This is a genomic window from Comamonas trifloxystrobinivorans, from assembly GCF_043359985.1.
Classification (GTDB): Bacteria; Pseudomonadota; Gammaproteobacteria; order Burkholderiales; family Burkholderiaceae_C; genus Comamonas; species Comamonas trifloxystrobinivorans.
In genome coordinates, this window is the sequence record NZ_JBHZGV010000019.1 from 67,056 (window position 1) to 86,603 (window position 19,548).

Annotated in this window: 12 protein-coding genes; 9 read left to right on the plus strand and 3 right to left on the minus strand. The window is 60.8% G+C overall.

Annotated features, from left to right (window positions below):
• Positions 1-2: 2 nt before the first annotated feature.
• Both odhB and ACFIQF_RS20665 read right to left on the minus strand, forming a co-directional pair.
• The gene (gene odhB, locus ACFIQF_RS20660) at positions 3-1,259 is read right to left on the minus strand and encodes a 2-oxoglutarate dehydrogenase complex dihydrolipoyllysine-residue succinyltransferase (protein WP_393945529.1); all 1,257 of its coding nucleotides are present in this window, start codon (positions 1,257-1,259) and stop codon (positions 3-5) included.
• 42 nt (positions 1,260-1,301) lie between these two features.
• Positions 1,302-4,181 (minus strand): 2-oxoglutarate dehydrogenase E1 component, encoded by a 2,880-nt coding sequence (locus ACFIQF_RS20665; protein WP_393945530.1) that lies wholly within the window; start codon positions 4,179-4,181, stop codon positions 1,302-1,304.
• Positions 4,182-4,430: 249 nt separating this feature from the next.
• On the opposite strand from ACFIQF_RS20665, the gene ACFIQF_RS20670 reads away from it, so the two are divergent.
• The 9 genes from ACFIQF_RS20670 (at position 4,431) to prmB (ending at position 14,583) form a co-directional block, all read left to right on the plus strand.
• Entirely contained in the window at positions 4,431-5,522 is a 1,092-nt protein-coding gene (locus ACFIQF_RS20670; protein WP_393945543.1) for an AI-2E family transporter, read from the plus strand.
• 11 nt (positions 5,523-5,533) lie between these two features.
• Positions 5,534-6,604 carry a GTP pyrophosphokinase gene (locus ACFIQF_RS20675; protein ID WP_393945531.1) on the plus strand — a complete coding sequence of 357 codons (1,071 nt, stop codon included), beginning with the start codon at positions 5,534-5,536 and terminating at the stop codon, positions 6,602-6,604.
• Positions 6,605-6,802: 198 nt separating this feature from the next.
• Positions 6,803-8,113 carry a polyhydroxyalkanoate depolymerase gene (locus ACFIQF_RS20680; RefSeq protein WP_393945532.1) on the plus strand — a complete coding sequence of 437 codons (1,311 nt, stop codon included), beginning with the start codon at positions 6,803-6,805 and terminating at the stop codon, positions 8,111-8,113.
• A gap of 26 nt (positions 8,114-8,139) precedes the next feature.
• Complete coding sequence (rsxB, locus tag ACFIQF_RS20685; RefSeq protein ID WP_393945544.1) at positions 8,140-8,850, plus strand: electron transport complex subunit RsxB; 711 nt, start codon at positions 8,140-8,142, stop codon at positions 8,848-8,850.
• 98 nt (positions 8,851-8,948) lie between these two features.
• Positions 8,949-10,157 (plus strand): succinyldiaminopimelate transaminase, encoded by a 1,209-nt coding sequence (gene dapC, locus ACFIQF_RS20690; RefSeq protein WP_393945533.1) that lies wholly within the window; start codon positions 8,949-8,951, stop codon positions 10,155-10,157.
• A gap of 3 nt (positions 10,158-10,160) precedes the next feature.
• Positions 10,161-10,985, plus strand: a complete 825-nt coding sequence (gene dapD, locus ACFIQF_RS20695) for a 2,3,4,5-tetrahydropyridine-2,6-dicarboxylate N-succinyltransferase (protein ID WP_393945534.1) — start codon at positions 10,161-10,163, stop codon at positions 10,983-10,985.
• 202 nt (positions 10,986-11,187) lie between these two features.
• The gene (locus tag ACFIQF_RS20700; protein WP_393945535.1) at positions 11,188-12,348 is read left to right on the plus strand and encodes a PilT/PilU family type 4a pilus ATPase; all 1,161 of its coding nucleotides are present in this window, start codon (positions 11,188-11,190) and stop codon (positions 12,346-12,348) included.
• Between the two features lie 111 nt (positions 12,349-12,459).
• Complete coding sequence (dapE, locus tag ACFIQF_RS20705; protein ID WP_393945536.1) at positions 12,460-13,614, plus strand: succinyl-diaminopimelate desuccinylase; 1,155 nt, start codon at positions 12,460-12,462, stop codon at positions 13,612-13,614.
• A 57-nt stretch (positions 13,615-13,671) separates the two neighbouring features.
• The gene (gene prmB, locus ACFIQF_RS20710) at positions 13,672-14,583 is read left to right on the plus strand and encodes a 50S ribosomal protein L3 N(5)-glutamine methyltransferase (protein WP_393945537.1); all 912 of its coding nucleotides are present in this window, start codon (positions 13,672-13,674) and stop codon (positions 14,581-14,583) included.
• Between the two features lie 175 nt (positions 14,584-14,758).
• Here the strand turns inward: prmB and ACFIQF_RS20715 are convergent, their stop codons facing one another.
• Positions 14,759-19,306: a pilus assembly protein gene (locus ACFIQF_RS20715; protein ID WP_393945538.1), complete on the minus strand. Its 4,548-nt coding sequence runs from the start codon at positions 19,304-19,306 to the stop codon at positions 14,759-14,761.
• Positions 19,307-19,548: the final 242 nt, after the last annotated feature.

The following is a 19,548-nucleotide window of genomic DNA, read 5'->3' on the forward strand; positions in this document are numbered from 1 at the left end:
GATTACAGGTCGAACAGCAGGCGCGATGGGTCTTCCAGCGCGTCCTTCATGGCGACCAGGCCCAGCACGGCTTCGCGGCCGTCGATGATGCGGTGGTCATACGACATGGCGAAGTAGTTCATGGGGCGAACCACCACTTGGCCGTTTTCCACCACAGCGCGGTCCTTGGTGGCGTGCACGCCCAGGATGGCCGATTGGGGCGGGTTGATGATGGGGGTAGACATCATCGAGCCAAAGGTGCCGCCATTGGAGATGGAGAAGGTACCGCCGGTCATGTCTTCGATGCCCAGCTTGCCGTCTTGCGCCTTCTTGCCGAATTCGGCGATCTTCTTTTCGATGTCGGCAAAGCTCATCTGGTCGGCGTTGCGCAGGATTGGCACCACCAGGCCGCGAGGCGAGCCCACAGCGATACCGATGTCGAAGTAGCCGTGGTAGATGATGTCGGTGCCATCGACCGAAGCGTTCAGCACGGGGTACTTCTTCAGGGCATGCACGGCCGCCTTGACGAAGAACGACATGAAGCCCAGCTTGACGCCGTGTTCCTTGGTGAAATCGTCCTGGAACTTCTTGCGCAGGGCCATGACCGGAGCCATGTTGATTTCGTTGAAGGTGGTCAGGATCGCGTTGGTCGATTGCGATTGCAGCAGACGCTCGGCGATACGGGCACGCAGACGGCTCATCGGCACGCGTTGCTCTGGGCGCTCGCCCAGGTCTTGCACAGCAGGAGCAGCCACTTGGGGCAGCGCCTTGGTAGGCACGCCGGTAGGAATGACAGCAGCGGTCGACTTGACGCCACCGGCCACAGCGGCCAGCACATCACCCTTGGTGACACGGCCGTCCTTGCCGGAACCGGCCACAGCGCCCACCGACAGGTTGTTGTCGGCCAGCAGCTTGGCAGCGGCAGGCATGGCCACATCGCCCTTGTTGCCACCAGCAGCAGCGGGGGCAGCGGCGGCGGCAGCAGGTGCTGCAGCAGCCTGGGCAGGAGCGGCAGCGGGAGCAGCGGCGCCAGCCACGGCTTCGGTGTCGATCTTGGCGATCAACTGGTCAGCGACCACGGTGGCGCCGTCGCCTTGCACGATCTCAGCCAGCACGCCTGCGGCGGGAGCGGGCACTTCGAGCACGACCTTGTCGGTTTCGATCTCGATCAGGATTTCGTCCACGGCCACGGCCTCACCGGCCTTCTTCTTCCAGTTGAGCATGGTGGCTTCAGCGACCGACTCGGACAGCTGAGGAACTTTAACTTCTACGATTGCCATAACAATTCTTTCTGTGTTCAGTAATGAGAGCTGTCTGAGTGCTTACTTGGTCAGCACAAAACCCTTGAGCTTGCCGAATGCGCCTTCGACCAGCGCCTTTTGCTGCTCTTGGTGCAGGTGCGAGTAGCCCACGGCAGGCGATGCCGATGCGGCGCGGCCGGAGTAACCCAGCTTCTGGCCGTCGAGCATGTTCTCGTGGATGTAGTGCTGCACGAAGAACCAGGCACCCTGGTTTTGTGGCTCGTCCTGGCACCACACCACTTCCTTGGCGTGCGGATACTTCTTGAGCTCAGCAGCGAAGGCCTTGTGTGGGAAGGGATACAGCTGCTCCACGCGGATGATGGCCACGTCGGTCGCGGCGTCTTCCGTGCGCTTCTTGACCAGGTCGTAGTAGACCTTGCCCGAGCAGGCGATGACGCGCTTGACCTTGTCAGCCTTGGCCACAATGGCTTCGTCGCGCTCACCGATCACGGTCTGGAAGCCACCAGAGGTGAATTCCGACACGGGCGAGGTTGCGTCCTTGTTACGCAGCAGCGACTTGGGCGTCATGATAACCAGCGGCTTGCGCAGCGGGCGCACCATTTGGCGACGCAGCAGGTGGAAGATCTGCGCTGCGGTCGTGGGCTGGGTCACTTGCATGTTCTGGTCTGCCGACAGCTGCATGAAGCGCTCCAGGCGGGCCGAGCTGTGCTCGGGGCCTTGGCCTTCGTAGCCGTGTGGCAGCATCAGCGTCAGGCCGTTGATGCGGCCCCACTTCACTTCGCCGGAGGCGATGAACTGGTCGATCACCACTTGCGCGCCGTTGGCGAAGTCGCCGAACTGGGCTTCCCAGATCACCAGGGTGTTGGGGTCGTTCGAGGCGTAGCCGTATTCGAAGCCCAGCACTGCCTCTTCGGACAGGATGGAGTCGATCACGGTGAACGGTGCCTGGTTGTCGGCCACGTTCTGCAGCGGGATGTAGGTGCCTTCGTCCCACTTTTCACGCTTTTGGTCGTGCACGACCGAGTGGCGGTGGGTGAAGGTGCCGCGGCCGGAGTCTTCGCCCGACAGACGGATCGGGTAGCCCGATGCCACCAGCGAAGCGTAGGCCATGGTTTCGCCCATGCCCCAGTCCACGTTGATCTCGCCACGGCCCATGGCTGCGCGGTCGTCGTACACCTTCTTGACCAGTTGGTGCGGGTTGACCGACTCGGGCAGCGTGGTCACGCGCTCGGCCAGACGCTTCCACTCGGTCAGCGGAATGGCGGTGTCGGCAGCGTCGGTCCACTTCTTGTTCAGGAAGGGGCTCCAGTCGACAGCGTACTGGCTCTTGAAGTTGGTCAGCACGGGGTCGACCGTGTGCTTGCCCGCATCCATGGCGGCGCGGTAGGCCTTGACCATGTCGTCGCCCAGCGTTTCGCCCAGGCCTTGCGTGGCCAGCTTGTCGGCGTACAGCTTGCGCGTGCCAGGGTGTTGGCCGATCTTCTTGTACATCAGCGGCTGGGTCAGCGCAGGCGTGTCTTGCTCGTTGTGGCCGAGTTTGCGGTAGCAGACGATGTCGACCACCACGTCCTTGGAGAATTCCATGCGGAAATCCAAGGCCAGCTGGATGGCCAGTGCCACTTCTTCCGGATCATCGCCGTTGACGTGCAGCACGGGCGACTCGATCATCTTGACGATGTCGGTGCAATACGTGGTGGAACGCAGGTCGCGCGGGTCAGAGGTGGTGAAACCGATCTGGTTGTTGATGATGATGTGCACCGTGCCGCCTGTGGTGAAACCACGGGTTTCGGACAGCGCCAGGGTTTCCTGGTTCACACCTTGGCCGGCAAAGGCGGCGTCGCCGTGCACCAGCACAGGCAGCACTTGCTTGCCTTGCGGGTCGTTGCGGCGATCCATGCGCGAGCGCACCGAGCCTTCGACCACGGGGTTGACGATTTCCAAGTGGGAAGGGTTGAAGGCCAGCGACAGGTGCACCGGGCCGCCGACCGTGGTCACGTCCGAGCTGAAACCCTGGTGGTACTTCACGTCACCAGCGGGCAGGTCTTCGGGAGCGGTGTGGTCGAACTCGGCGAACAGATCCTTGGGCATCTTGCCCAGGGTGTTGACCAGCACGTTCAGACGGCCGCGGTGGGCCATGCCGATCACGATTTCTTGCACGCCCTTGGTGCCAGCAGCATTGATCAGCTGGTCCATCGCGACGATGAAGGATTCGCCACCTTCCAGCGAGAAGCGCTTCTGGCCCACATACTTGGTGTGCAGGAAACGCTCCAGGCCTTCGGCTGCCGTCAGGCGGTCGAGAATGCGCTTTTTCTGGTCGGCATTGAAGGCGGGCTTGCTGCGGATCGACTCCAGACGTTGTTGCCACCAGCGCTTCTGGTTTTGATCGGTGGCGTACATGTACTCTGCGCCCAGGGTGCCGCAGTAGGTTTCGCGCAGCGCGTTGAGCAGCTCGCGCAGCGTCATCGACTCCTTGCCGAAGAACGTGTTGCTGGTGTTGAACACGGTTTCCTGGTCGGCATCGGTGAAGCCGTAGAAGGCGGGATCGAGCTCAGGGATTTCGGGGCGCTCTTGGCGCTTGAGCGGATCGAGATCGGCCCAACGGGTGCCCACGTTGCGGTAGGCGGCGATCAGTTGCTGCACTGCGGTGCGCTTGCGGCCCAGCTCCGAATCGGCGCCCGAAGCCACCACCACCTTGGTGCCGCCTTGCTTGGCACGCTCGGCGAAGGCGTTGATCACGGGGAGGTGAGGGACGTCCTTGTGGTTGCTGCCATCGGTGGCAGGAACGTTTTGCAGTGCATCAAAGTATGCACGCCAGGTATCCGGTACGCTGCCTGGGTTCGCCAGGTAGTTCTCGTACATCTCTTCAACATAGGGGGCGTTGCCGCCAAAAAGATAGGTGTTGCCCTGGTAGGCTTGGTACACCGAATTCGTATCGCTCATTTTCTCCGCTGACCTCCGCTTTCCTCTGGAAAGCATTAGCTGGTGCAATAAAACAACCTTCCGCGACACGGCTGAACCGATTGGCGGATGCGACTGTGGCTGGGAAGGGCCGATCAGCGGGTATTGTGCCACTTCTGGCGAACAGCGTCGCGCCGAAGGTCAGCCGCCGCCAACATCGCCTTTGGATGACGCTACAACGGGCGCCAATCAGATACATTTGCCCTATCTACTTTTCTTTGCCCGGCAATGATCCCCTCCCGATCTCTCCAAGACAAAGCATTTATCTTGCTGCTAATTGTCGTCACCATTGCGTTTTTTGCCGTGCTCTTGCCGTTTCAGGGGGCGGTATTTTGGGGCGTGATCTTTGCCGTGGTATTTACACCTCTACACAAAAAGATCTACGCACGGCTGCCCAAATACCCGACTGTGGCGGCCCTGATTACCCTGTCGCTGTGTCTGGTCTTGGTGATCTTGCCGCTGATCCTGATATCGATCTCGCTGGCCAAGGAGACGGTGGTCATCTATGAGCGCGTGCACTCGGGCCAGCTCAATTTCGGCCAGTACTTCCAGCAGATCTACAACGCGCTGCCGAAATGGGTGGTGGATCTGCTCGCCCGCTTCCACCTCGATGATCCCAACGCCATCAAGGAGCGCATTTCCGGCGTCTCGGTGCAAGCGAGCCAGTTCGTGGCCGGCAAGGTGGTGGCCATTGGGCAGAACACACTGTCTTTCCTGGTGAGCTTCTGCATCATGCTCTACCTGCTGTTCTTCTTTTTGCGCGATGGCAGCGTGCTGGTGCGCAAGATTTTTGCCGCCGTGCCGCTGGACGACACGCACAAGCAAAAGCTCGGCGCCAAGTTCATCACCGTGGTGCGAGCCACCGTCAAAGGCAATCTGGCTGTGGCCGCCACCCAGGGCGCGCTGGGCGGCATCATCTTCTGGATTCTGGGCATCGACGGCGCGCTGCTGTGGGGCGTGGTGATGGCTTTTCTCTCGCTGCTGCCAGCGGTGGGCGCGGCCATCGTCTGGGCGCCCGTGGCCATTTACCTGGTGGCCACCGGCGCCACCGTGCAAGGCATTGTGCTGGCCGCCTATGGCGCAGGCATCATGGGAATGGTAGACAATGTGTTGCGCCCCCTGCTGGTGGGCAAAGACACCAAGATGCCCGATTACCTGATCCTGATCTCCACGCTCGGCGGCCTGTCGCTGTTCGGCCTGACGGGGTTTGTCATCGGCCCGCTGATTGCTGCCCTGTTCATCTCGGCCTGGGATCTGTTTGCGCCGCAAGCCCAGATCGCTGAACCGGCCGATGCCCTGCGCCAGCCAGACAAAAAAGCCTGAACCTCCCGCCCATGCCATTTCGTGATTTTGAGCTTCGCAAACAAGAGTTTCTGGACGATTACGCGCGGCGCCTGCCCACGCTCAAGGCTGCTGCCGCCTCGTTCAATGCGCTGATCGAGGCCGTGCTGCACGGGCTCGAAGGCGTGAACATCGCCAAGATCGAGTGCCGCGTCAAAAACCCCGAAGAGAGCGTGCGCAAGTTCAAGCGCAAGTACCGCAATGCCGTGGAAGACCGCCCAGAGGGCTACGCCATTGGCGACTACATCACCGATCTGATCGGCGTGCGCGTGGTCTGCCTGTATGAGGACGAACCGCCCGCCATCATGGCCAAGGTGCGCGAGTATTTCGATGTGATCGAAATCACCGACAAGACCGCGCCCATGGAAGACTCAGAGTCGGACTTTGGCTACAAGGGCATCCACATGGATTTGCGCCTGAACGACGAGCAGTCGCGCCTGCCCGAGCACCAGGCCTACGCCAGCCAGACTTTCGAGCTGCAGATCCGCACCATCATCCAAGATTCGTGGAGCGAGCTCGACCACAAGATCAAGTACAAAAAGTCCATTCCCACCAACCTCAAGCGCCGCATCAATATTCTCTCGGCGCTGTTCGAGCTGGCTGACCGCGAGTTTCTGCAGATCCGCAACGAGACCAACCAGGCCCTGGCGCTGTCGCTGGTCGATGAAGACGCAGACAGCCACCACGTGCCCGCCAATGGCGAAGGCAGCGAGGTGCTCGATGCCTTCAGCTTTGTCGCCTTTGGACAACGCCACTTCCCCGGCTACGATTTCGACCCGCAAAAGGTGGAATTCTTCATAGACGAGCTGCATAACGACTTTGGCGTGCGCCAGGCGCCCTGGCTGTTTGGCGTGGTGCAAAAACACATTTCGGCCGCCCGCCACTACAAGGCCGATTTTCAGCACCGCTACCCCAGCAGCAGCTTCAACCCCTTCACCATCATGCGCCACTGCCTGTACTTGGAAGACCGGCAGCGCTTTCGCAAAGCCCTGCGCAACTCGGCCCGCGAGGCTTTCGAGGACTGGCTCGAAGACCACCACAGCGCCCCCAACGCCGCTGCCTGAAGCCCGCTGCCGCACCCCAAAAAGCAAACACCTGGTTACACACCCCAGGGCAAGCACCTACTTTCAAGCTTGCATGTGGCTGACAGCCACAGTTGTTGACAACTGAAATACTGAAACACCCGTGTTTACGCTGAGAGATTTTGGTTTTCGCGTCGACACTCTGCTGCTATATTGCGATGCAACATTACCGGAGTTTTGATGCTGTACCAACTCTACGAAACCCAACGCGCCTTGATGGAGCCCTTTGCCGAATACGCGCGTGCCACCTCCAAAATGCTGAGCAATCCGATGTGGCCTGTCAGCCAGACCACCTCGGGCCAGCGCGCTTCGGCCAGTTTTGATCTGGTCTACCGCCTGGGCAAGGACTACGTCAAACCCGAGTTCAACATCAACACCATCGATGCCAACGGCCACGAAATCGCCGTGCACGAGCGCATCGAGCTGACCAAGCCGTTTTGCGAACTGCGCCGCTTCAAGCGCTTCTCGGACGATCCGCCGAGCCTGGCCGCCATGAAAGAGCAGCCCGTGGTGCTGATCGTGGCACCGCTGTCGGGCCACTACTCCACCTTGCTGCGCGAAACCGTGCGTACCATGCTGGTGGACCACAAGGTCTATATCACCGACTGGACCAACGCCCGTCTGGTGCCGCAAAGCGAAGGCATCTTCCACCTCGACGATTACGTCAACTACGTGCAAGAGTTCATCCGCCACATCCAGGGCGTGTATGGCAACTGCCACGTGGTGAGCGTGTGCCAGCCCACGGTGCCGGTGCTGGCCGCCGTGTCGCTGATGGCCAGCCGCGGCGAGAAAACGCCCATGTCGATGACCATGATGGGCGGCCCGATCGACGCCCGCCGCTCGCCCACGGCCGTGAACAACCTGGCCACCACGCACGACATCAAGTGGTTCCAGAACAATGTGATCTACCCGGTGCCCAGCAACTTCCCCGGCGCAGGCCGTCTGGTCTACCCCGGCTTCCTGCAGCACATGGGTTTTGTCAGCATGAACCCCGACCGCCACGCGATGAGCCATTACGACTACTTCAAAGACCTGATCAAGGGCGATGAAGGCAGCGCCGAACACCACCGCAAGTTCTACGACGAGTACAACGCCGTGCTCGACATGGATGCGGCCTACTACCTGGAAACCATCCAAACCGTGTTCCAGGACTTTGCCCTGGTCAACGGCACCTGGCAGGTGCGCTCGCCCGAAGGCGTGGCCGAGCTGGTCAAGCCGCAAGACATCCGCGATTGCGGCCTGCTCACCGTCGAAGGCGAGCTCGACGACATCTCCGGCTCGGGCCAGACCCGCGCTGCCCACGATCTGTGCAGCGGCCTCAAAGGCAGCGACAACCGCCACCTCGAAGTGGAAGGCGCGGGCCACTACGGCATCTTCAGCGGCAAGCGCTGGCGCAACGTGGTCTACCCGGCGCTCAAGGAATTCATTCTGGCCAACAACCAGGCAGCCAAAGCCGAGGGCAAGCCTGCCAAAGTAAAATCCGCCGCTTGAGTAGACATTCCCATGCGCACGGTGTGATTCCCAAAAACAGCCCCCATGCACAGCCAGCCTCTGCGCTGGCTGTTTTTATTGCAGCCATCGATGATGCACTGCCACAGACCCAGTGCACACGCTGCGGCTACCCCGATTGCCGCCACTATGCCGAGGCTATCGCCCAAGGCGAAGCCGCCATCAACCAATGCCCACCCGGCGGGCAGGAAGGCGTGCAGCGGCTCGCAGCCATCACCGGCCGGCCAGCACTGCCCCTGAACCCGGAAAACGGCGAAGAAGCACCGCGCCTGCTCGCCCGCATTGACGAGCACTGGTGCATAGGCTGCACGCTGTGCATCAAGGCCTGCCCGACCGACGCGATCCTGGGCGCCAACAAGCGCATGCACACCATCATCACCGAGGCCTGCACCGGCTGCGAGCTGTGTCTGCCCGTCTGCCCGGTCGATTGCATTGAGTTGGACAACGCCAGCGGCACGGCCACCGGCTGGGCCGCCTGGAGTACGGCACAGGCCGAGCAAGCCCGCAATCGCTACCAAAAACGCAGCTTGCGCCTGGCTACCGGCCATCGCTTGCTGGCGAAAAAGCCACCAAGCCCAGCCGCCGCCCCAGCCAGCGCAGCAAGCCCTATGCCGAGCAAGGTTACCGCCAGCCCGGCGCCCGCCGCTGACGACGACAAAAAGGCGACGATTGCCGCCATTTTGGCCAAGGCCAGACAACAACGCGCAGGCGGTCGCTAGCCATACTGGCATGCCCTGATCGGCGGCGCCACAAGCCGCTGCAGCAACGACAGCCGGGCGCACAAAAGCCGCTGCGGCTGGACGATAATGGTTCGCTTATGAACCCCTTGCTCCAGAAACTGCAGCCCTACCCGTTTGAGCGCCTGCGTCAGCTGTTTGCCGGTGTTACGCCGCCAGCCGAGCTTGCGCCCATCAGCCTGGGTATTGGCGAGCCCCGCCACCCCACGCCCGCTTTCATCAAGCAGGCGCTGGCCGACAACCTGGCCGGCCTGGCCAGCTACCCCGCCACTGCCGGCACCCCGGCATTGCGCGATGCCTTTGGCGCCTGGCTGGGCACACGCTACGGCCTGCAGATCGACGGCCAAAAGCACACGCTGCCCGTGAACGGCAGCCGCGAGGCGCTGTTTGCTTTCACGCAAACCGTGGTCGAAGCCAGCAAGCCCGACCCGGTGGTGCTCTGCCCCAACCCCTTCTACCAAATCTACGAAGGCGCAGCGCTGCTGGCCGGGGCCACGCCTTACTACGTGCCCAGCATCGCCGCCAAGAACTTTGCGGTCGATTGGGACAGCGTGCCCGAAGCCATCTGGCAGCGCACGCAGCTGATCTTTGTCTGCTCGCCCGGCAACCCCACCGGCGCGGTAATGCCGCTGGACGAATGGAAGAAACTGTTCGAGCTGTCCGACCGCTACGGCTTTGTGATCGCCTCAGACGAGTGCTACAGCGAAATCTACTTCCGCGAAGAGCCACCGTTGGGCGGCCTGGAAGCCGCCGCCAAGCTCGGCCGCAGCGATTTCAAACGCCTGATCTCCTTCACCAGCCTGTCCAAGCGCAGCAATGTGCCCGGCCTGCGCAGCGGCTTTGTGGCCGGCGATGCCGAGCTGATCAAGGCTTTTGCGCTGTACCGCACCTACCAGGGCGGCGCCATGTGCCCGTCGGTCCAAGCCGCCAGCATTGCGGCCTGGGGCGATGAGAAACACGTCGAGGACAACCGCGAGCAATACCGCAAAAAGTTCGCCGAAGTCACCCCGCTGCTGGCCAGCGTGATGGACGTGCAACTGCCCGACGCCAGCTTCTACCTGTGGGCCGGCGTGCCCGCGCAGATGGGCCTGTCGGACACCGAGTTCGCCCGCGAGCTCTATGCCCAATACAATGTGACGGTCCTGCCGGGCAGCTATCTGGCCCGCGACTTCAACGGCACCAATCCCGGCGCAGGCCGCGTGCGCATGGCCTTGGTGGCAGAAACCGCCGAGTGCCTGCAAGCGGCACAGCGCATCGTGCAATTCATTCAATCCTGGAAACAACGTTAAACCATGACGCAACAACTGCAAACCATCATCGAATCCGCCTGGGAAGCCCGTACCACGCTGTCGCCTGCCACGGCCCCCAAGGAGATCGTCGATGCGGTCGACCACGTGATCAATGCCCTGGACAAGGGCGAGCTGCGCGTGGCCACGCGCGAAGCCGTGGGCCAGTGGACCGTGCACCAGTGGATCAAGAAGGCCGTGCTGCTGTCGTTCCGCCTCAAGGACAACGGCCTGGTGCAAGCCGGTGATCTGAACTTCTACGACAAGGTGCCCACCAAGTACGCCGGCATGAGCGAAGCCGACATCGCCGCCACCGGCGTGCGCGTGGTGCCGCCCGCCGTGGCCCGCCGTGGCAGCTATGTGGCCAAGGGCGCGATCCTGATGCCTTCGTACGTGAACATCGGCGCTTACGTGGGCGAAGGCACCATGGTCGACACCTGGGCCACCGTCGGATCCTGCGCCCAAGTGGGCAAGAACGTGCACCTCTCCGGTGGCGTGGGCCTGGGCGGCGTGCTGGAACCCCTGCAAGCCAACCCCACCATCATTGAAGACAACTGCTTCATCGGCGCACGCTCGGAAATCGTCGAAGGCGTCATCGTCGAAGAAAACTCGGTGGTCTCGATGGGCGTGTACATCAGCCAGTCGACCAAGATCTACAACCGCATGACGGGCGAGATCAGCTACGGCCGCATCCCTTCGGGCTCGGTGGTGGTGAGCGGCTCGCTGCCTTCGAAGGACGGCAGCCACAGCCTGTACTGCGCCGTGATCGTCAAGCAAGTGACAGCCGAAACCCGCGCCAAGACCAGCATCAACGATCTGCTGCGCGATTGATAAACGGCAGGCAACGCTGGCCACATTCAGCGCCAGCGTCGCCTCGACCAACCCGCCAAGCCCTGCCACGCAGGGCTTTTTTTGCGCCTGCACAAGGGGGCTTGCAGCCTGATTGCTACAAAACTGCCACTGCCCGCGCCAACACCTGCCACAATACAGCTGATTACAAATCACGCCAAACATAGAGACTGGAGGAATCCGCATGGGAACGATGGAGCGCATCTTGCGCCTGATGGCCGAAAACAAGGCCTCGGACCTCTACCTGTCGGCCAACGCACCGGCCCTGATCAAGATCCAGGGCGACTGCATCCCGCTGAACAACCAGACCCTGACGCCAGAAGCCCCGCGCACCCTGCTGGCCGAAATAGTCTCGCCCCAGCAGATCGAGGAGCTCGACGAAACCGGCGAGCTCAACGTAGGCGTGCCGCTGGCCGGCGTGGGGCGCTTCCGTGTCAGCGCCATGCACCAGCGCGGCAGCTGCGCCGTGGTGGTGCGCTATGTGCCGCACGATATTCCTACGCTCCAAGAGCTGGACCTGCCTGAAATCTTCGAAAGCCTGATCATGGCCAAGCGCGGCCTGATCCTGTTTGTGGGCGCTACCGGCTCGGGCAAAAGCACCTCGCTGGCCGCGATGATCGACCACCGCAACACGCGCCAGACCGGCCACATCCTGACGGTGGAAGACCCGATCGAGTTCCAGTTTCCCAACCGCCGCTCCATCGTCAACCAGCGCGAAGTCGGCAGCGACACCAACTCGCTGCAAACCGCGCTGAAAAACGCGCTGCGCCAGGCGCCCGACGTGATCATGATCGGCGAAATCCGCGACCGTGAAACCATGTCGGCCGCCATTGCCTACGCGCAATCGGGCCACCTGTGCCTGGCCACCTTGCACGGTAACAACAGCTACCACGCGCTCAACCGGATCCTGAGCTTCTACCCGGTCGAAGTGCGCCCCACCATGCTCGGCGACTTGGCATCTGCACTGCGCGCAGTCATCTCGCAGCGCTTGGTCAAAACCGTCTCGGGCAAACGCACCGCTGCGGTCGAGGTACTGCTCAACACCCAGTTGGCCAGCGAAATGATCCAGCACGGCGACTTCTCCGGCGTGCGCGAAGCCATGGAAAAATCCATGGCCGAAGGCTCGGTCACCTTTGAAGGCGCGCTGGCCCAGCTCATCCACGACGGCAAGATCACGCGCGACGAAGGCCTGGCCAACGCCGACTCGCCCACCAACCTGATGTGGCGCCTGCAAAACGATTTCCAAATGGCCGCCAATGCCGCCAAGGCCCAAATCGTCGCCAAAGCACAGCTGGAAGAAGGCGCCTCGTTCACCGAAATCGTGCTCGATGTGAACCAGGAGTAAAAGAGTAAGATAGCGAGCGCTGGCGCGCCTGTGGCCTGCCAGCACCGCGCCCCAGCTTTCCCCATGCGGCCGCCCGGCCGCATTGTTGTTTATTCCTTGCCCCTTCTCGATATGTCCCGCACCCTGCAACTGACCGAGCAACTGATCGCCCGCCCCTCCATCACGCCCAACGACGAGGGCTGCCTGGAGATGATTGCCGAGCTGCTGACGCCGCTGGGCTTTGACTGCGAGCGCCTGGACAGCGGCCCGGCAGACTTCCGCGTGAGCAACCTCTGGGCACTGCGAAAAAGCAGCGCAGCGCAGGCCAAAACGGTGGTGTTTGTTGGCCATACCGACGTGGTGCCCACCGGCCCGATCGAGCAATGGAACTCGCACCCCTTCACCCCTTCGCACCGCGACGGCAAGCTCTACGGCCGCGGTGCCAGCGACATGAAAACCTCGGTCGCCGCCTTTGTGGTGGCCGCTGAAGAGTTTGTGGCCCAGCACGCCACGGCGCCGCTCAACATTGCCATTTTGCTAACCAGCGACGAAGAAGGCCCCAGCGTTGATGGCACCGCCATCGTCGTGGAAGCCCTGAAAAAGCGCGGCCAGGTGCTCGATTACTGCGTGGTGGGCGAGCCCACCGCCGTCAGCAAGCTCGGCGACATGATCAAGAACGGCCGCCGCGGCAGCCTCACCGGCAAGCTCACCGTGCATGGCGTACAAGGCCATATCGCCTACCCGCAACTGGCGCGTAACCCGATCCACCAGGCCTTGGCCGCGCTCGACGAGCTGGCCAAAACCGTCTGGGACGAAGGCAACGAATTCTTCCCACCCACTAGCTTCCAGATGAGCAACATCCACGCTGGCACGGGTGCCGGCAATGTCATCCCTGGCCAGATGGTGGTGGATTTCAACTTCCGCTTCAGCACCGAATCCACGGCCGAAAGCCTGAAGGCGCGCGTCAAGTCCACGCTGGAGCGCCACGCGCTCGAATACGATCTGAAGTGGACGCTGGGCGGCAAGCCCTTCCTCACCACGCCCGGCCCCCTGGTCTCGGCCGTACAACAAGCCGTACGCGACGAAGTGGGCCTGGAGACCGAACTGTCCACCAGCGGCGGTACCAGCGATGGCCGCTTCATCGCCGAAATCTGCCCCGAAATCATCGAGATCGGCCCACCCAATGCCTCCATCCATAAAATCGATGAGCATGTGGCCCTGGCCGACATCGAGCCGCTGAAAAACATCTACCGCCGCATCATGGAGAATCTGGCGCGCCAGAGCTGATCGCCCCGCCCGCGCTTTTACAATCCACCGCTTGTTTTATCTGCCCTGCTCTTTGCCATGACCACCATCCGCACCCTGATCGACACCAGCGCCGCCGCGCTCACTGCTGCAGGCGTGCATTTTGGCCACGGCACCACCAATGCGCAGGACGAAGCCGCTTGGCTTGTGCTGTGGGCCTTGGGCTTGCCGGTAGATAGCAACAGCAGCACCGAAGGCCAAGACGCGCTGGGCAACCAGCCCGTCAGCGCTGCTGACGAAGCCAAAGTCAACACCTTGGTAGAAAAGCGCATCAGCACGCGCAAGCCCGCCGCTTACCTCACCCAACAAGCCTGGCTGCAAGGCGTGCCGTTTTACATCGACGAGCGCTCCATCGTGCCGCGCAGCCTGATCGCCGAACTGCTGGCCGACGGCAGCATTGACGATTGGCTCTCGGCCAAGACCGAGCGCGTGCTGGATCTGTGCACCGGCAACGGCAGCCTCGCCTGCCTGGCCGCCATGGCCTACCCCGATGTGGCGGTGACCGGCGCCGATCTGTCGCCCGACGCGCTGGCCGTGGCCCGCATCAATGTCGACCAACATGGCCTGCAAGAGCGCATCACCCTGGTGCAATCCAACGGCATGGCCAATGCGCGCGGGCCTTGGGATCTGATTCTGTGCAACCCGCCCTACGTCAACGCTGCCAGCATGGCTACGCTGCCACTGGAATACCGCGCCGAACCCGAGCTGGCCCTGGCCGGCGGCAACGACGGCATGGACTTTATCCGCAAGCTGGTGTTCGAGCTGCCACAGCGCCTGACCGAAGACGGCGTGCTGGTACTCGAGATCGGCAACGAACGCGACTACTTCGAAGCTGCCTTCCCCGGCCTGCCCGTGTTCTGGATGTCCACCAGCGCCGGCGACGACCAGGTGCTGCTGCTCACCCACGAAGCCCTGCGCCACTGGTCGCAGGAGCAGCCTACGCAGCTGTGAGTGGCTGGTAGCGGCTGTGCCGGTTGGTGCACCGCCGTTCAGCCTGGGGGCTCACGCGGGCAACGCTGACACTTCCGCCCATTCGCTTTCGCACCTCGCAAAAACAAGGCCTCCCGATTGGGAGGCCTTGTGCTTTGGGCTTGGTACCTGGTAACTGGACCAGGACCAGCGGCGCTTACTTCACCAGCTCACGCCAGCTGATGCGCTTGCCCAGCGGCTTGGGCGTGGCCACCGGGATCTTCAGGTCAATCGGCTTTTCGGGGAACTGGCTGGGCGACACGTGACTGGTCACATCGTTATCTTTGTTCGCACTCAAGTCGTTGCCCGCAATCAGGCCGCCATCTACCGGCTCACCTGCGGGCCCCTTGCCATCCTCATTGCCATTAACCGCCAAGCCGGTTTCATAGTTCAGGTAATTGACCCAGCCCTTGCCACCCGCAACACAGGGCTCATTGGATGGCACATTGCTGGACACGACCAAAGTGCTACCGGCCAAACGCAGATCCACGTTGACACGCTCACCGGTATCCGGCAGGTCGATGTACCAGCCCTTGGATCCGTCCTTGCAGTCGGCCGCAGAAGTCGATGCGCTGCAAGCCAGTTCACGGGTCAACTTGCCATTCGCTCCCGTGACATTTGTCAGCTCCGACTTTTTAAGCATGCTGGTACGCATCGAAACGCCACTGGTGATGCCCGAGCCTGAGCCATTAGAGGCATAAACATCGTCAATGCCATAAATGGATTGCTGAGCCGTGCTTGTCAAATCGGCCACCCCCATCAGCTTGCCGGTTGCCACCAGAATGCGTGGCAGCCCTTGCGAGCCGTTGCCCTGTACCAGCTCCAAGCGGGTGGTAATAGGTTGTGGGGTACCGCTTGCATCCGTCAGTTGCACTACTTTAGTGGTTGTGTAGCTGCTTCCATTCCACTCATAACGCCAGATATTGCCTTCAATATCTCCGCCATAAAACAGCTTCGTGGTGTTGTCTCCCACCGGGTCTTTGACGAAGTTGTTCAACTCCTTCATGCCCGAGCCCGTAGGGTTGACTATCGTGTGCACCGACTGCCCGGTGGCGGCATTCAGCACATAGACATACCCCCTGCCATCGGCGTTGTTGTATCCCGAGGTCACCATCACCACCCACGTGCCATTGGGCAGCTTGGTTACCAGTGGCTTGCCGAAGCTCTGACCCATGCTTGCAAGTGCACTGTTGTCATACGTTTCCCATAGCCCCTTAGGAGCCAGCGGATCGGTAATATCAAGCGCGTAATAGCCCTTGCCACCCTTGTTGAAGCCGCCTACCAAGATCGTCTTCCAGGCACCACCAATCTCAACATCGGCCACCACGGGTGTCCCATCAACAAAGTAGCGGTGGTTGCTTTCGTACTCGACACTGGCCAGGCGCGGCATCTCTGCCATCGCCGCCTTTGGCACAAAAGCCCAGGCTTCGCGTGCTGCGGTGAGAACCTCCTTGTTACCAATCATCTCTTTCTTGGACCAGTCGGTTTCTGCATGGAAAGCATGCAGCATGCCGTCGTTACCGCCCACATAAACCATAGGCCTGCGGTTCTGCTGAGCCAACCGGTAATCGGTGTAGGTCTCACTCTTGTACCTGCGCTGTGGCTTGCCAACAAACACCGGCTGCGAACCGATGATGTCGCCCAGCACGCCGTCACGCGTACGGTAGAGCTTGTTGAGGTTGCTCTTTACATAGCCTTCCTTGGTGGTATCGCCACGCAAGAAGCTAACCAGGTTGGCACCCAAGGCAACATCCTTCTGGGCCGTGGTCATCTGGCCGTACTGCGACAAGCGACTCTCGGCAGCAGTCCCCGTGAAGAAGGTCTGCAAGCCAGAGCTCAGACTGCCAAATTTGAAATCGACCAAGGTGGTGGCGTCGGCTGGCTTGTAGTAGATCTTGCGCTCATCCGCACCATCTTTGCGCAGACTCAGCCTATCCTTGGCAGACCAGTTTTCAATCTGCGTACGCGCACCATTGGCGGTATCAATGGTGTAGGCCAGCACATCACCCGACCAGCGGCCGCTACGGTATTGCGCACCGTAGGCAAAGTTATTGCCCGCCTCAACGACTGCTGACGACACTGCCACACCAGCCCCCGAACCCACGGCGGCACGGATGTCCGAGAACACCTCACCCAAACCGATTTCAATGGCCTTGGGATCATTGGCACTGAAATAGCGGCCACGGCCGTTGACTGCGGTGTGCCAGAAGTCATCAATCGACTGCGGTTGTTCGAAGTTGGTGGTTCCGTTCACCGGCCAGATCGGCCAGGTCTTGGCACCCGTACGCAAAGCTGCAAAGTCACCCGCGCCATTTTTGTAGTCCTGGTCGAACTTCAATGTTCCGGACACACCCATGCCGATCACGTAGGTGGCCATATGCTGCCAAGTCGCCTTGTCATCTTCAGGGCCGGAGCCTGCTGGACGAACCAGATTGTCCCAGCCTCTGGGCGAGCTGTTGGCATCGCCAGGACGCAAGTCGGTTGCATAGTAATACTGCGCCACGTCGGCCAGCGAGTTAGTGCTGCCTCCGGATACACTGTTCACTACCGACTGCTCGCAAGGCAACTTGCTGCAGGCTTGGAACTCCGCTGGCAGCGCAGACCAAGCAACGGTACCCGGCTGCGGGCGCCCCTCTGCAGGTTGCGGCAACGTTGCGCCAGCGCTCAGGTCGTCAGGCGAATAGCAAATGGCAGGCGACTCCAGATCTCCACTGAAGTTCACAATACCAGGCGGATTGATCAACTGTGGAACACCTGTTTCTGCAGTACCCACCAAGTTAATCTTGTAAGAGGAGTAGCTGCCAATGAAGACCTTTTTGTTGCCTTTGACTTCCTCACAGGTTGCCGCAGGGCAATTGGCAGGCTTGGTCGGTACAACTGTCGATGTCCCTTGACCAACGCCACTGCAATCGGTCACCTTGTGTGTGGTGGCGTCGTAACCTGGTACGCACAGCTCACCTTCCGCCACATTGACAGTGACAGACTCTTCAACACAGCTGGTCTTAACGCCGTCAGAGTTGGTGCTCGACTGGCAAGCCGCAAATTCTTCTGCACTCCGCATATAGGTCAGGCCACCATCGGTGCTGACATCCACCTTGTCGCAGCTGCTCGTGGTCCAGTTGTTTTGCTCCACCGGATTTGAACCGCCCAGCACAGTGTTCAACGCATTGGCACAGGTGCCATAAGACATGTCTTTATGGACGATATGGTCGCGGCAGTTGGTAGCACCGGTCACGCTGCAGTTCTGCACTGGCACATTCCGCTGAGGCTCGTACACACAGCTGACTTTCTGCCAGTTTGGTGCTGTAGGATCTGCGTTCACGCAGCTCGGTACTTTGTTCGGGCCTGTGTAATTGGTTGTGCAAGAGTGGTAGATACAGCCGTTTTCAGGCGCCGCCACTTGGTCGAAGCAAGTGCCTGGAGCCACGGGGCCACTGGAAGGCGGTGTCAGACCCTCAGTCCCTGGCGCCGGCTGACATGAAGCAGTCCCTCCGCTGGCATTGGCGCACTCCACCCCAATCCAACCGTTGTCTGCAGACGGTAACTCCTCGGAACAGATTTCCGCAGGCACCCAGCCACCGTTCTGGCGAGCACAGGTTTTACCGCCATCCGTGCTGGTCTGGCAATTGCTTGAGCCTTGCTGTACCGGGCCACTCCAATTGGAGTCGGGGGGCGACGAACACTCCACAAAGTAGTTGCCATTGATTCCGGCGCGGCAAGCGCCTGGGGCGACGGTTTCCGTCAACTTGGGAGCCCCACGATCCACACAGGTACGCTCCATTTCATTACCTTCAGTGACCGGCAGGGTAGCAGGCGAGCACTCTGCGACCCATTTGGCACCATCTTCCTTCGTGCAATGGGTGTAGCGGTACAGGTCAGCGTTACCGCTCACCACTGGCGATCCAACCGGACAGCTGTTGTCAATAACGTTGGAAGGCGTTGTTTGTTGGCAGGTTGTGGTCTTGTAGTCGGGGAATACAGGGGCCACGTTTTTGGAAGCCTCACACTGCTCGCTCGTGACGTACTTGGTGACTGTGTTAGGCACGCAATTGCTCACCACGAGGTTGGCCGGATCTCCACCAGCAGCCAGAATCTGGTCCTTCAGCGTTGGGTAGATAGTGTTACAAGCCTCAACGGGGCCCGAATAGGCTGACACGTTGCTGCCCTCGCACTTAACAGTGCCAATGCCTGCCACAAATTGCCCATTTCTCGCTGGGCAATAGGCTGCCCAGGAGACCCCTACTTCGTTGCTCTGGCATTCAATCTTAAAGCCTTCGCTGTCCTCGCCTGGCGTGCAGCTTTGCACCACCTTCCATTCATAGCTTCGAGCGTCCTTCACACAACCATATGGGCGACATACGGCCGGGTCGGTCGTCGGTTGATCGTACTCAAAAGCCGGGTTTCTGTACCAGTAGAGATACTTTCTCTCTTCAACCTTCTGTGCCACCGATTTGCTGTATGGCGTCTGGGTTGCCGTGCTCCAGGTCGTTGTGAGCTTGTACTGGTACTGCTTTTTGTTGATGTACTTGTACAGAATCTGTTGCTGGTAGCTGTACTTCTTCACCGAGCTTATACCTTGCGAGTACCAGTACTGGCGCTTGCTTTTGGGGAAGGACCAATTACTGCTCTTGCCTGTGTGACGCATCACTGTAGTGGTGCGCTTTTGCCACGAATTGAAATCCGCGATTTTCTGCGCTTGCGTCATCACGTCTTTTTCGACGATCTTCTTGTAAATCGTCTCTTTTTTCGTACCTCCGCCTGGCGTAGTTATTTTCCAACCGATGCTGCAAGGCGACGTGCTGTAGGTAACAGTGGCGTCGCGCTTGGTCTTCTGGCCACTGCTCGAGCCATCATAGATGGGGCGTGGAATGGTAATCCCCCCGCAATTCCAGCGCGCTGAGAAGTAGAGACTCTCACAGGAGAATCTCTACCATGAAGAAATCACGT